This window comes from Sphingomonas sp. NBWT7 (assembly GCF_014217605.1).
Lineage (GTDB): Bacteria > Pseudomonadota > Alphaproteobacteria > Sphingomonadales > Sphingomonadaceae > Sphingomonas.
Genome location: NZ_CP043639.1, coordinates 1,402,021 through 1,414,390 on the forward strand (window position 1 = coordinate 1,402,021; position 12,370 = coordinate 1,414,390).

General features: G+C 67.2%; 14 protein-coding genes. 4 read left to right on the plus strand and 10 right to left on the minus strand.

Annotation, left to right across the window (positions count from 1 at the left end):
* Window positions 1–63: 63 nt before the first annotated feature.
* The 6 genes from F1C10_RS07045 to F1C10_RS07070 all read right to left on the minus strand — a co-directional run bounded on the left by F1C10_RS07045 (window position 64) and on the right by F1C10_RS07070 (window position 5,114).
* A complete protein-coding gene (locus tag F1C10_RS07045; RefSeq protein ID WP_185209794.1) occupies window positions 64–471 on the minus strand; it encodes a hypothetical protein in 408 nt (135 codons plus the stop codon).
* A gap of 72 nt (window positions 472–543) precedes the next feature.
* Window positions 544–1,476 carry an Hsp33 family molecular chaperone HslO gene (locus F1C10_RS07050; protein WP_185209795.1) on the minus strand — a complete coding sequence of 311 codons (933 nt, stop codon included), beginning with the start codon at window positions 1,474–1,476 and terminating at the stop codon, window positions 544–546.
* Window positions 1,477–1,589: 113 nt separating this feature from the next.
* On the minus strand, window positions 1,590–2,507 hold the full coding sequence (gene argF, locus F1C10_RS07055; RefSeq protein WP_185210126.1) for an ornithine carbamoyltransferase: 918 nt from the start codon (window positions 2,505–2,507) through the stop codon (window positions 1,590–1,592).
* Window positions 2,507–2,728, minus strand: coding sequence for a hypothetical protein (locus F1C10_RS07060; RefSeq protein ID WP_185209796.1), 222 nt, complete (start codon window positions 2,726–2,728; stop codon window positions 2,507–2,509). Before F1C10_RS07060 ends, argF begins: the two co-directional genes overlap by 1 nt.
* 22 nt (window positions 2,729–2,750) lie before the next feature.
* Window positions 2,751–3,941, minus strand: coding sequence for an aspartate aminotransferase family protein (locus F1C10_RS07065; protein ID WP_185209797.1), 1,191 nt, complete (start codon window positions 3,939–3,941; stop codon window positions 2,751–2,753).
* Window positions 3,942–4,028: 87 nt separating this feature from the next.
* Window positions 4,029–5,114 carry a DUF5694 domain-containing protein gene (locus F1C10_RS07070; protein ID WP_185209798.1) on the minus strand — a complete coding sequence of 362 codons (1,086 nt, stop codon included), beginning with the start codon at window positions 5,112–5,114 and terminating at the stop codon, window positions 4,029–4,031.
* Between the two features lie 79 nt (window positions 5,115–5,193).
* On the opposite strand from F1C10_RS07070, the gene F1C10_RS07075 reads away from it, so the two are divergent.
* A complete protein-coding gene (locus F1C10_RS07075) occupies window positions 5,194–6,024 on the plus strand; it encodes a TIGR00266 family protein (protein WP_185209799.1) in 831 nt (276 codons plus the stop codon).
* A gap of 36 nt (window positions 6,025–6,060) precedes the next feature.
* On the opposite strand, the gene F1C10_RS07080 is transcribed toward F1C10_RS07075, so the two are convergent.
* Genes F1C10_RS07080 through cas5c form a run of 3 tightly spaced genes read right to left on the minus strand, consistent with a single transcriptional unit; the run spans window position 6,061 to window position 8,666 of the window.
* Window positions 6,061–6,489 (minus strand): hotdog fold thioesterase, encoded by a 429-nt coding sequence (locus F1C10_RS07080; RefSeq protein ID WP_185209800.1) that lies wholly within the window; start codon window positions 6,487–6,489, stop codon window positions 6,061–6,063.
* Window positions 6,489–8,024 carry an aminoacyl--tRNA ligase-related protein gene (locus F1C10_RS07085; protein ID WP_185209801.1) on the minus strand — a complete coding sequence of 512 codons (1,536 nt, stop codon included), beginning with the start codon at window positions 8,022–8,024 and terminating at the stop codon, window positions 6,489–6,491. Before F1C10_RS07085 ends, F1C10_RS07080 begins: the two co-directional genes overlap by 1 nt.
* Before the next feature lie 57 nt (window positions 8,025–8,081).
* Window positions 8,082–8,666 carry a type I-C CRISPR-associated protein Cas5c gene (gene cas5c / locus F1C10_RS07090; RefSeq protein WP_185209802.1) on the minus strand — a complete coding sequence of 195 codons (585 nt, stop codon included), beginning with the start codon at window positions 8,664–8,666 and terminating at the stop codon, window positions 8,082–8,084.
* Window positions 8,667–9,079: 413 nt separating this feature from the next.
* Here cas5c and F1C10_RS07095 point away from each other — a divergent pair, with 413 nt between their 5' ends.
* From F1C10_RS07095 to F1C10_RS07105, 3 genes are read left to right on the plus strand one after another with little or no spacing between them, the layout of a single operon-like run.
* Complete coding sequence (locus F1C10_RS07095) at window positions 9,080–9,985, plus strand: DMT family transporter (RefSeq protein ID WP_185209803.1); 906 nt, start codon at window positions 9,080–9,082, stop codon at window positions 9,983–9,985.
* A complete protein-coding gene (locus F1C10_RS07100) occupies window positions 9,982–11,799 on the plus strand; it encodes a DUF885 family protein (RefSeq protein WP_258043121.1) in 1,818 nt (605 codons plus the stop codon). The genes F1C10_RS07095 and F1C10_RS07100 overlap by 4 nt, the downstream gene beginning before the upstream one ends.
* Window positions 11,800–11,818: 19 nt before the next feature.
* Window positions 11,819–12,058: a hypothetical protein gene (locus F1C10_RS07105; protein ID WP_185209804.1), complete on the plus strand. Its 240-nt coding sequence runs from the start codon at window positions 11,819–11,821 to the stop codon at window positions 12,056–12,058.
* On the opposite strand, the gene F1C10_RS07110 is transcribed toward F1C10_RS07105, so the two are convergent.
* Window positions 12,059–12,370, minus strand: a complete 312-nt coding sequence (locus tag F1C10_RS07110; RefSeq protein WP_185209805.1) for a hypothetical protein — start codon at window positions 12,368–12,370, stop codon at window positions 12,059–12,061.

Below are 12,370 nucleotides of genomic sequence, written 5' to 3' on the forward strand. Positions count from 1 at the left end.
TAGAGAGGGTCATGCTCGGCTAGAAGCATGAGCCGACATAACGCGCGAAGCATTAACGAGGCGCTAATTTCTGTCGGAAGCGGCACACGCTCCATCGCGCTGTGCCGCATATTGAACGTTGAACGGCGCGCCGTGTGCCAGCCCCTGCGTTTCGATACGCGCGCGGGTCGGCGTTTCGACGATCAACGTGGTGCGGCCGTAGCCGGCACCCGGACAGGTATAATGGACGGTGACGGCGTGCGGCTCGTTCGCCACCACGAAGCGTGCGCACGACAACCCGGGATGGTGGATCTGCAGCAGCTCAGCGGCTTCGCGCACGCACAAGGCGCGACCCGGCCTGCGTGATCCGCTCTCGTGCAGCATCCAACTGCCCGTGGACAGCTGGTCGGTCGCCGTGCGCGGTGCTTGCGCGCTCGCGACGGCGGAAACGGCAACGAGCCCGGCCAGGCTCAGGCGCGACGATCGAAGCATGGTCTCTATCCCCTGCCCCGGCGGCCTTGCGATCCTCAGGTCTCGAGCGGGTAGCTCACCATAGCAGATCCGTTACACATGCGTATCATCAATCGACTCGGATTCGGTGAGATCGTCGACCCCGATCGGAAAAACCGTCGAGCAGAACGCACAATCTACCCCGATCACCCCGTTCTCGTCCGCCATCGCGCGCCGCTCGTCGGCCGGAAACTTCGCCAGCACCGAACGGATGTGATCGATCGAGCAGCGGCATCCCTTGACCATCGCGGTGCTGGCAAGGACGCGGACGTTCTCCTCCTCGTTGAACAATCGCCACACGAGCGTCTCGAGCGATAGGGCTGGATCGGCGAGCTCGTCGGTGCCCATCGTCGCCCCCAGCGTCGCGACATGCTCCCATTCGGGATGGTCGAGCTTGGTGTGGAGCCGCTCGCGCCCTTCCTCGCCTTCGGGCAGATGCTGGAGCAGCAATCCGCCGGCGATGCAGCCCCCCGCGTCCTTCGCGAAGCCGACGCGAACATGCGTCGGAATCTGTTCGGACTGCGCAAAATAGCTCTGCACTGCGTCCGCCAGCCGATCGCCATCGAGCGGCACGATCCCCTGATAACGCTCGCCCGACGCCGCGAGATTTAAGGTGATCGCGAGATACGCCTTCCCGAACAGCGCGAACAGCGTCGGATCGGACGGCGCATCGGCCAGGCGATCCGCGTCATATTGCACGTAGCCGCGCAGCTCGCCGCCGCGATAATCGCACACCAGCAGGCGGACGACGCCCTGGTCGCTCTGCGTCTGCATCGTCAGCTGGCCGTCGGCGTCCTTCAGCGTCGAGCCGACTAGCGCCGTCAGCGTCAGCGCTTCGGCGAGCAGCGCCTCGATCGCCGGGGGATAGGCGTGCGCCGCGAGGATTTGGTCAAGCACCGGGCCGAGGCGGACGATGCGGCCGCGGGCATGGTGCTGGGGAATCGCGAAGCCGATCGCGCGATCGATGTCTCGGGTGGTGGCGTGCATTGCGTCCGTTCGGGCTGGGCCGATCGCCACGCACTGTCCGATGCCGGGGGGCGGCGAACGGACGCGGCGGCGAGCAGGCAGGAGCCGATTAGATGGCTATCACCGGGTCGAGATCAACCGATCTGGCCGAAGCACCAGCGCAGGATCGATTTCTGCGCGTGCAGCCGGTTCTCCGCCTCCGCCCAGATCAGCGACTGCGGGCCGTCGATCACCTCGGCCGTCACTTCCTCCCCGCGGTGCGCCGGCAGGCAGTGAAGGAAATGCGCGTCGGGCTTCGCCGTCGTCATCAGCGCGGCGTCGACCTGGAACGGCAGCATCGCCGCGAGCTTCGTCTCGGCATGTGCCTGCCCCATCGAGATCCACGTGTCAGTGGCGACGATGTCCGCCCCCTCCACCGCTTCGCGTGCGGTGCCGACGACACGCGTGCGGCCCTTACCGCGCGCCAGAGCGGCGTCGGGCGGCTGGTACCCCTGCGGGCAGGCGGCGAGAACGTCGAAGTGCAGCAGCCCGGCGGCCTCGATGATCGAGGCGAGCACGTTATTGCCGTCCCCCAGCCACGCCACCTTGAGGCCGGGCAGCGTCTTGCCCTGTTCGAGGATCGTCAGCAGGTCGGCGACGATCTGGCACGGGTGCGACGCATCGGTGAGGCCGTTGATCACCGGCACCGAGGCGTGCGCCGCCATCTCCTCGACCTTGGCATGATCGTCGGTACGGATCATGATCGCATCGACGTAGCCCGACAGGACGCGCGCGGTATCCGCCACCGTCTCGCCGCGGCCAAGCTGCATCTGCCCCGCATCCATCACGATCGACTGGCCGCCGAGCTGGCGCACCGCCATGTCGAACGACACGCGCGTGCGCGTCGAATTCTTCTCGAAGACCATGCCGAGCACGTGGCCGGCGAGCGGCGCATCGGCATCCACCCGCCCCTTGGTCCACCCGGCGCGCGCGGCCTTGCGATCGAGCGCGTCGGCGAGGATCGCAGCGAGCCCGTCACCGCCCGCATCCGAAAGGTCGAGGAAGTGCCGGATCACAATTCGTCCTCGGGCGGCATGACCGAGATGCGCAGGATCGCCCGCTCGGGGACAAAATGGTCGCTCGGCTGGCCGGGATGGCGATAGCGCAGCAGCCCGCCGCCGACATGCTCGATCTCCGAGATCGGCGCGCCGGCGAGCGTGGTTGTTTCCAGATGGACGCGGCGGCGACGCGTGAAGCCGTCCGTTGCTGCCGACACGATCGAATCCGCCAACATGTCCCTCTCCCCCTTGTACGTTTCAGTCGTCGCTGACGGGCACGTACACCCGCGCGGCCTCGCTCAGCCGCTCGACGCATTCGGCGATATGGCTTTCGTCGATCACCAGCGGCGGCAGGATACGCACGACGTTTTCGCCCGCCGACACGAGCAACAGGCCATGATGGTCGCGCGCGAATTCGACGAAGCGGCGGCTGTCGCTCTTGAGCTTGAGCCCGAGCATCAGGCCATGGCCGCGCACGCTGTCGAACAGGTGATCGTGGTTGGGGATCATCTGCTCGAGGCTGGAGCGGAGCCGGTCACCCATCCGCGCGACATTATCCAGGAAACCGTCACCGAGGATGACGTCGAGCACCGCCTCGCCCGCCGCCATCGCCAGCGGGTTGCCGCCGTAGGTCGAGCCGTGCGTGCCGAACACCATGCCCTTGGCCGCTTCCTCGGTCGCGAGGCACGCGCCGAGCGGGAAGCCGCCGCCGATGCCCTTCGCGACCGCCATGATATCGGGCGTGATGCCGTAGAGCTCGTGCGCGAACAGCTTGCCGGTGCGGCCGTAGCCTGCCTGAACCTCGTCGAGCACCAGCAGCAACCCGTGTTCGTCGCACGCCTTGCGCAGGCCCTGGAGAAATTCCGGCGTCGCCGCGCGAATGCCGCCCTCGCCCTGAATCGGTTCGACCAGAAAGCCGGCGGTATGCTCGTCGATCAGCGCCAGCGCACCCTCGAGATCGTTGAACTCGGCGTATTTGAAGCCGGGCAGCAGCGGCTCGAACCCGTCGCGCATCTTGGCCTGGTTGGTCGCCGAGATCGTGCCGATCGTGCGGCCGTGGAACGCCATCGAGAAAGTGATGAGATCGTGCCGCTCGGAATTGCCGTTGGCGAAATGGTAGCGCCGCGCGGTCTTGATCGCGCACTCCACCGCCTCCGCGCCCGAATTGGTGAAGAACACCGTGTCGGCAAACGTGTTGTCGACGAGCCGCTGCGCGAAATGCTCGCCTTGCGGGCTGCCGTATAGATTGCTGACGTGCATCAGCGTCGCCGCCTGGTCGGCGATAGCCTTGGTCAGCGCAGGGTGACCATGCCCCAGCGCATTCACCGCGATGCCGCTCGCGAAATCGAGGTAGCGCGAGCCGTCCTCGCCGATCAGGTGGCAGCCCTCGCCTCGCACCGGCCGCACCCCGCAGCGGGGATAGACGGGCATGAGCGCGGTGATCGACACGGGACGTCTCCTGAAAACAGCAAGGGCGGCCCGGAAAAGGACCGCCCGCGATTTCTCAATAAAGAACCCGGCCGGGCAGCGTCAACATCAGCGCAGCACCGTTTGCGCGTCCACAACCGCTACATCGTGCATCATGTCGAGATAGGCGTCAAAATATTGTTTGTGCGAAGCGCCGACGATCGTCAGCAACCGCGCGCCCGGTTGCTTGGCGAGCACCGCACGGATGTTCGCGACCATGCGCAGGTTGCGCGTTTCCCACCAACCGGCGTAGCGCCGCCCGTAGCGTTGCGGCGATGCTTCGTTGAGTGCGGCACCATAGTCGCTTCGGTACACCGTCTCCGCTTCCGCCGGATCATTGTAGGCGCGGTACAGCGACAGCATCCCGCCCGGTTGCGCGATCGCCGCGTTCAGCGCTGCATCCTTTGCCAGGCGCTGCTTGATGTAGGGATTGTCCCACACCGCGCCGATCGCCTTGCCGTAGCCGGGATCGGCGCTGACTTCATCGTCCGCGGTATGGTCATCAGTCGGATAGACCCGCTCGAGCCCCAGTCGCGCGGCTAGCACCGCAGCGATCTGCACATTCTCGTTGCGGCGCGCCTGCGCTTTGGTGACAATCGCGACCAGCGCGTCGTCCAGCCCATCGCCCGCGCGCCGCTCGTTCGCCGGCAGCCGCAGCCACTGCACCACCGCCGACGTCGGATCGCCACCCGCCAGGAACAGCGCGGCCAGCCTCCGGCGCTGGCCCGCACTCGGCGCGGCCGGCCACGCCCGCAGCATCGCCTCTGCGGCGAGCGTCGCCCCCGCCATGTCGAGCCCGAGCGCGCGCTGCGCCGCGGACGGATCGGGGCAGTAATCCTTTGCCGGATCGTCGTGGAGCGCCGCGTAGCGCCGCAGATACTCGCACTGCGGCCCCGACAGCGCCTCGATCGTCACCAGCTGCGGCTTCCACGCAGCGAGCCGGTCGAGCAGCGGCGCCAGCTGCTCGGGCCGGAACGTGTCGGGCATGCCCGACAGATGCGGCGTGCCGAGCACCAGCACCTGCGACGCGGGACCGGCGAAGTCGCGATACCGCCGCGGATCGAACCGTGCCGGCTGCGCCTGCGCGGTCAGCGACGCCACGACGCCCCCCACTGCCAACGCCGCGCCAAGCGCCAGCCGAAATGTTGCCCGCATGATAGCCCTTCCCCTTGTGTCGATCGTTCGGCTAACAGACGTGTGTTAGTTGATCAACACAGATGGAGTGAGAGACGCCATGACCGCTGGACCCTGGTCGCATCACGCCCGCACCGGCGTGTCGGACGACATCGATTTCGAGATCAAGGGGCAGGAACTGCAGTTCGTCGAGATCGAGCTCGATCCGGGCGAGAGCGCGGTCGCCGAGGCGGGCGCCTTCGTGTGGAAGGACGCGTCGATCGAGATGACGACGGTGTTCGGCGACGGCTCGGGCGGCAGCGACGGCGGGTTCATGGGCAAGCTGCTCGGCGCCGGCCGACGGCTGGTGACGGGCGAGAGCCTGTTCACCACCGTCTTCACGCACCGCGGCCACGGCAAGGCGCGCGTCGCCTTTGCCAGCCCGACGCCGGGATCGATCCTGCCGATACGCCTCGCCGACGTCGGCGGCACGCTGATCTGCCAGAAGGACAGCTTCCTGGCCGCGGCGAAGGGCGTGTCGATCGGCGTTTTCTTTCAGCGGCGCATGATGACCGGGCTGTTCGGCGGCGAAGGCTTCGTCATGCAGAAGCTCGACGGCGACGGCTGGGTATTCGTCCAGATGGGCGGGACGCTGGTCGAGCGCGAACTTGCCCCCGGCGAGCAGCTTCACGTCGATACCGGCTGCCTCGCCGCTTTCACACGCTCGGTCGACTTCGATCTGGAGATGGTGCGCGGCGTGAAGAGCATGATCTTCGGTGGCGAGGGCGTGTTCTACGCGCGGCTCACGGGGCCGGGCAAGGTATGGATCCAGTCACTGCCGTTCGCACGGCTCGCGGGCCGGATGCTCGCCGCCGCGGGCGGCACCGGCGGTAATCGCGGCGAGGGCTCGGTGCTCGGCGGGCTCGGCGACATCATCGGCGGCAACAACTGATTGTTGGAAAGGGCGCCGGCGAGCCAGCCGGCGCCGTCAGCCCTGCGCGGCGTCGATCACCGCGGCGGTCATGCGCGATAGGCAGACGAGCTTGCCGGCATCGTCCTCGATCCGGATCGTCCATACCTGCGTCGTGCGCCCGATCTGCTCCGCGGTCGCAGTGGCGTGGACGTAGCCGTCGCGCGCGGCGCGCACGTGATTGGCGTTGATGTCGAGCCCCACCGTCACCTTGCCCTCGGGCACCGCCATCGCACCCGCGACCGACGCCACCGTCTCGGCGAGGACGACCGACGCGCCGCCGTGGAGCCGCCCGAACGGCTGGTGCACCTTCTTGTCCACCGGCATGCGTGCCCGCATCCAGTCGTCGCCATGAGCGGTGAACTCGATCTCGAGCAGGCCCGGCAGCACGCCGTCCCCGAGCGCCGTCAGCTGCGCCAGATCGATCGGGCGGGTCCAGACCGCCATTAGTAGGACCGCCCGATCAGCACGCGCTCGACCGCCGCTTCGCCGGTGAAGATGCACGGTGCGCCGGGATGGCCGGTCTGCCCCATCGGCGCGTTGCGGATAGTAAGCTTCAGCGCCTTCAGCCGCTCGACCACCGCATCGAGCGCGGCGCCGGTCGGCTTCGACCACGCGACGTCCGCCCAGCCCGGCTTGCGCGCATCGTCGCCGAACATCGCCTCGACCCCGGCCCAATCGTCGACCGGCGCGATGTTGCTCTTCAGCCGTGCGGTCGCCTCTTCACGCAGAGTCGCCTGCACGCCATCGAGCTGCGCCGCCACGTCGGCGACGAAGCCGTCGCGGCCGACGACTCGGCTGTCGAGCTTGCCGTCCGAGCGGTACAGTCGATCGCGACGCAGCACGGAGACGTTGCCGCCCGCCATGTCGCGCGGGCCCACCTCGACGATGATCGGCGTGCCCTTCTTTACCCAGCCCCAGCGCTTGGTGGCGGCCTTGGCAGGCTTCAGATCGAGCAGCGCGCGCACCGGCTCGCCCAGCGCGACCTGCTTCGCGAGATCCGCCTGCAGCGCCTTGCAATAATCGATCAGTTCGGCGTCTTCCGGCTTGTCGCGCAGCATCGGCACGATCAAGACCTGCCACGGCGCGATCCGCGGCGGCACGCGCAGGCCGTCGTCGTCGCCGTGCACCATGATGACGCCGCCGATCATACGGGTCGAGACGCCCCAGCTCGTCGTCTTGGCATATTCGAGTTCGCCGCTCGCATTCTGGAAGCGGATGTTCTGCGCGTGCGCGAAATTGGTACCCAGGAAGTGGCTCGTGCCTGCCTGCAGCGCCTTGCCGTCCTGCATCATCGCCTCGATCGAATAGGTCGCGACGGCGCCTGGAAAGCGCTCGTTCTCGGGCTTCTCGCCGGCGATCACATGCAGCGCGAGGCACTCTTCGGCGAAGTCGCGATAGACTTCGAGCATGCGCAGCGTCTCCTCGCGCGCCTCGTCCGCGCTGGCGTGTGCGGTATGGCCCTCCTGCCACAGGAATTCAGCGGTGCGCAGGAACATCCGCGTGCGCATCTCCCACCGCACCACGTTGGCCCATTGGTTGATCAGCACCGGCAGGTCGCGCCACGACTGCACCCAGCGCGAGAAGGCGGTGCCGATCACCGTCTCGCTGGTGGGGCGGATGACGAGCGGCTCCTCGAGCTTCGCGGCGGGATCGGGGGTCAGCCCACCCTTCCCGTCCGCCACCAGCCGGTGATGCGTGACGACCGCCATCTCCTTGGCGAAGCCCTCGACGTGCTCGGCTTCCTTCTCGAAATAGGAGAGCGGGATGAACAGCGGAAAGTAACAATTCTCATGCCCCGTCGCCTTGATGCGATCGTCGAGCAGCCGCTGGATCCGCTCCCAGATGCCATAGCCCCACGGCCGGATCACCATGCACCCGCGCACCCCCGATTCCTCGGCAAGATCGGCCTCGGCGATGACGGACTGGTACCAGGTGGCAAAATCCGCCTCGCGGGTGACGGGGAGCGCATGCTTGATCATTCGCGTGCGGATAGCGGGGGATCGGGCATCGTGCCAAGCATGACGTGCGGGCGTGGGTCAGCCATAGATCTCGGGGCTGCCGGGCGGGGGTACGACAATGATCCCGCGCATCATCTGCGCACGAAAGAAACGCAGCCGACCTCGGTCGCTGAAGTCAGGCCCGTGCACCATCCAGCCGAGATCCTGCGTCAGATCGATCGGACGAAGCGCGTCGGCCGAAACGTCGTCGCAAAGTGCGACCGTTGCGGGATGAGCATCACTACCGAGAAACACCGACGTGCCCTTCCGGACCTGCCGCCGGAACATCCCACGGTGCCGGCTTGGCTCGTCCGCAGATCCTGCGCGTTCAGTGAGTTCGAAATGCGCATCGATCAGATAGCCGACGTCACGCAGAAAAACGGACCGGCTCGAGACGTGACTTTTGTCCGACGGGACCGCTTGAGCGAATACGATAGGGTTCAACACCGCTATAGCGTCGACGACCCAGCGGATCGCGGGTCGCCAATGGATGCGGTCGAGGATGCCGTGCGCCGCAGCGGGGGTTAGCGCATCATAGGAAACTTGATCGCGCCGAAACTCGGGGCGCGGGAAATAGGCGGTGTTCCCGCGAACGAGAATGCCGATAGACCTCTCATCATCCATGCGTTCCGCATATTTTCACACATACGCTGCGTAGAACCTCTTTAATTCAATTCGGAGGGATTAGTCGGTCGTTTGCGGGAGCGTGGCGCGTGGCGCGTGGCGCGTGCGACCACGAATATAAACCATCCGAATTGGATGCTTGTCGTTGTTCCACTGTTTCGCCCTGACAATGCTGGCGTCAGCCGAAAGGCTTTGATCAGGAGATGTCAGATGGCATTGCAAACGTACACCATCACGATTGTTGCGGAAAAAGGATCGTCGTTTTCAATTTCGGTGCGCATCGAAGCGCCTCAATCCGTACGGACTGCTATGTCCGCCAAGCGTGCCTGGACCAGGCCGCCACTCGCCGAAATGAATTGGCCGCGTCGCCCATAAGCGCTTGCCGTCGCGCAACGCCGGGATAAGCGGAGCGGATGGCCGCTCGCGATACCTCCCTCTCTCGCGCGATCGGGTTGCGCCTTCTGTCCGTCGCCTTGTTCGCGACGATGAACGTGCTGATCAAGCTGGCCGAGGCGCGCGGCGCGGCGCTGGGTGAAATCCTGTTCTGGCGGCAGTTTGGCGCTGCGTTGCTGGTCGGCGCGATCGTCGGCGCAGGGCCGGGATTCGCCTCGCTTCGGACGCAGCGCTTCGGCGCGCACGTGCTGCGCTGCGTGATCGGGCTTACCGCGATGTCGCTGACCTTCTGGACGCTGCTGCTGCTGCCGCTGGCGGAGGCGACGACGCTCGGCTTCTCGATGCCGATCTTCGCCACCGTGCTCGGCGCGCTCGTGCTGCACGAGCCGACCGGCTGGCGGCGCTGGGCGGCGGTGCTCGCGGGGTTCGCCGGCGTGTTGATCGTGACGCAGCCGGGCGACGGGCACATTCCGGCGCTCGGCATCGCCACCGGGCTCGGCGCGGCATTCTGCACCGCGTGCATCTCGATCCTGCTGCGGACGATCGGCAAAACCGAATCGGGGCTGACGACCGTCTTCTGGTTCTCGACGCTGTCGCTCGTGCCGCTCAGCATCGCCTACGTCGGTGTGATGCAGCCGCACGCCCCGGTTGTCTGGGCGTTGCTGCTCGGCATCGGCCTCCTCGGCGGGGCGGCGCAGATCGCGATGACGCGCTCGCTACAGCTCGGCGAGGTCAGCCTCGTCGTGCCGATGGATTATACCGCGCTGCTCTGGGCGACGATCTTTGGCTGGGCGGTGTTCGGGATGCTGCCGGTGGTGAGCACTTGGGCGGGCGCACCGGTGATCGTCGCCTCCGGGCTCTACATCGTCTGGCGCGAGCACCGCCGGCGGCGTGAGGAGACGCGCGGGGCGATCGCGCAGAATTGACGCGGCTTGCGGGCGGCCGGGCGATCCGCCACCACGGTGCGATGCGCATCCTCGCCCCGCTGGCGCTCGTCGCCCCCGCCGTCCTTTCCGGTCCCGTGGCGATCGCCGCCCCCGCTTCCGCCGCTACCGCTGCGGATGCGGCCTTCGACGCGATCTGGCAGGCGGAATGGGCGTGGCGGCAGCAGGAGCGCATCGCCGACGGCGGCCCCGGCGTCGTCGACGAGCATCTGCCCGACGTTTCTGCGGCGGCGCACGCCCGCCGGCTCGCCTATTGGCGCGGCACGCTGGCGAAGCTCGACGCGATCGATACCAAGCGCCTGTCGCCTGACGCGCTGACCGACTGGCAGGTCTATCGCGCGCAGATCGCGGCGCAGGTCGACGAAGAGGCTTTTCGCGAATGGGAGAAGCCGGTCAACGGCGACAGCGCTTTCTGGTCGGACCTTCAGTATACGGCGCGTGGCGACTTCACCGGTGGTGAGGCCGATTACCGCCGCTACCTTACGTGGCTTGGCGACGTGCCGACGTACCTCGCGCAGCAGACCGACAATCTCGCCGCGGGGCTGAAGCGCGGCTTCACCCCACCGTCGATCGTGATGCAGGGGCGTGAGAAATCGGTCGAGACGATCGCCGCCGCGACCGATCCGACGGCCGTCGTCTACTATCAGCCGTTCGCGAAGATGCCCGCGTCGATCCCCGCCGCGCGCCGGGCCGCGCTGCAGGCCGAGGCGCGCGCGATCATCGCCGACCGGATCGTGCCCGCGCACAAGACGCTGCTCGTCTTTCTGCGCACGCGCTACTTCCCCGGCCTGACCAAAAACCTCGGCGCGACGAGTTACCCCGACGGCGCGGTCTATTACCGCAGCCGCATCCGCGCCTTCACCACGCTCGACATGACGCCCGACGCGATCCACGCGCTCGGCTTGTCGGAAATGGCCAAGATCCGCGCCGAGATGGAGGCGGTGAAGAAGGAGGCGAAGTTCGCCGGCGACCTGCCCGCGTTCCTCACCTTCCTGCGCCGCGATCCGCAATTCTATCCCAAGACCGCCGACGAGCTGATGAAGGAGGCGGCGTGGCACGCCAAGCGCTTCGACGCGATGGCGGGTAAGTGGTTCGGCCGGCTGCCGCGGCAGCGCTTCGCGATCATCGAGGTGCCGCCCGACATCGCCCCCTTCTACACCGCGGGGCGCGGCGGGCCGGGCACGTATCTCGTCAACACCTATGATCTGCCGTCGCGTCCGCTGTTCCAGCTGCCCGCGCTGACGCTGCACGAGAGCGCGCCGGGCCACGCCTTCCAGATGCCGCTGGCGATCGAGAATACGACGTTGAAGCCGTTCCGCCGCAACAGCTATATCTCCGCCTTCGGCGAAGGCTGGGCGCTGTATACCGAGCGCCTCGGCGATGAGATGGGTTTCTATCGCACGCCGTACGAGCGGTTCGGCATGCTGTCGTATCAGGCGTGGCGCGCGGCGCGACTGGTGGTCGATACGGGCATTCATGCCAAGGGCTGGAGTCGCGAGCAGGCGCAAGCCTATATGCGCGACAACACCGCGCTCAGCGAGCACGAGATCACCACCGAGATCGATCGCTACATCGGCTGGCCCGCGCAGGCGCTGAGCTATTATCTCGGCCAGCTCGCGATCCAGCGCGTGCGTGCGAAGGCCGAAGCCTCGCTCGGCGCGAAGTTCGACATCCGCAACTTCCACGATACCGTGCTCAGCCTCGGCAGCGTGCCCATGCCCGTGCTCGAGGCGCGGATCGACCGCTTCATCGCGGAAGGCGGCCCATCGCCCTATCCCAAGGAACCCGCCGCCTGATCAGATGCGTTGACACTGGATGCATGATGAAGTTGCGCTCGGGATCAAGCGATCGGCGGAAATGGCGGCGATCTTCATGATCGGCGACGGGCTGCTCGGCCTCGTGCAGCCGACGCGGCACATCGACCTCTGGCGATCGGAGGTCGCGGCGGTCGACGCGTTGGTACGGCCGTTCGCCGCCAGACCCACGGCACGGCGGCTCTACGGGCTCGCGCAACTTGCCGCAGGCATCACGCTCGCCGCGCGGCTGCGGCGCTGATCAGTTGACGATCAGGAACAGCGCCAAGACGACGACGAGGATCGCAACGGCGAACGCCGCCGCCCAAAAGTTCGTCGCCCGTGCGGTGCGCACGCGCCGCACCATCAGCGTCGCGCCGCCGGCCGCGCCCAACCCGGCCAAGATCGGCACGGCATAGCCGAGCATCGCGATGCCGGGTTTGGGATCGTCGTTCATCGCCGGCAGGTGAAAGACGTCGAACCACAGATAGACGAGCAGCATTGCGGCGAGCAGCCCGGCCGCCGCGCCGCCGACGAGGCCGAGCAGCCCCGCCAGGACCGCCCGCCTCCGCAC

Coding starts and splice junctions, on each gene's coding strand:
- F1C10_RS07060 (WP_185209796.1), bottom strand. CDS start 2,728: ATGTTGGCGGATTCGATCGTGTCGGCAGCAACGGACGGCTTCACGCGT.
- F1C10_RS07080 (WP_185209800.1), bottom strand. CDS start 6,489: ATGGCGGTCTGGACCCGCCCGATCGATCTGGCGCAGCTGACGGCGCTC.
- F1C10_RS07075 (WP_185209799.1), top strand. CDS start 5,194: ATGACCGCTGGACCCTGGTCGCATCACGCCCGCACCGGCGTGTCGGAC.
- F1C10_RS07085 (WP_185209801.1), bottom strand. CDS start 8,024: ATGATCAAGCATGCGCTCCCCGTCACCCGCGAGGCGGATTTTGCCACC.
- F1C10_RS07095 (WP_185209803.1), top strand. CDS start 9,080: ATGGCCGCTCGCGATACCTCCCTCTCTCGCGCGATCGGGTTGCGCCTT.
- F1C10_RS07070 (WP_185209798.1), bottom strand. CDS start 5,114: ATGCGGGCAACATTTCGGCTGGCGCTTGGCGCGGCGTTGGCAGTGGGG.
- F1C10_RS07105 (WP_185209804.1), top strand. CDS start 11,819: ATGCATGATGAAGTTGCGCTCGGGATCAAGCGATCGGCGGAAATGGCG.
- F1C10_RS07045 (WP_185209794.1), bottom strand. CDS start 471: ATGCTTCGATCGTCGCGCCTGAGCCTGGCCGGGCTCGTTGCCGTTTCC.
- F1C10_RS07050 (WP_185209795.1), bottom strand. CDS start 1,476: ATGCACGCCACCACCCGAGACATCGATCGCGCGATCGGCTTCGCGATT.
- cas5c (WP_185209802.1), bottom strand. CDS start 8,666: ATGGATGATGAGAGGTCTATCGGCATTCTCGTTCGCGGGAACACCGCC.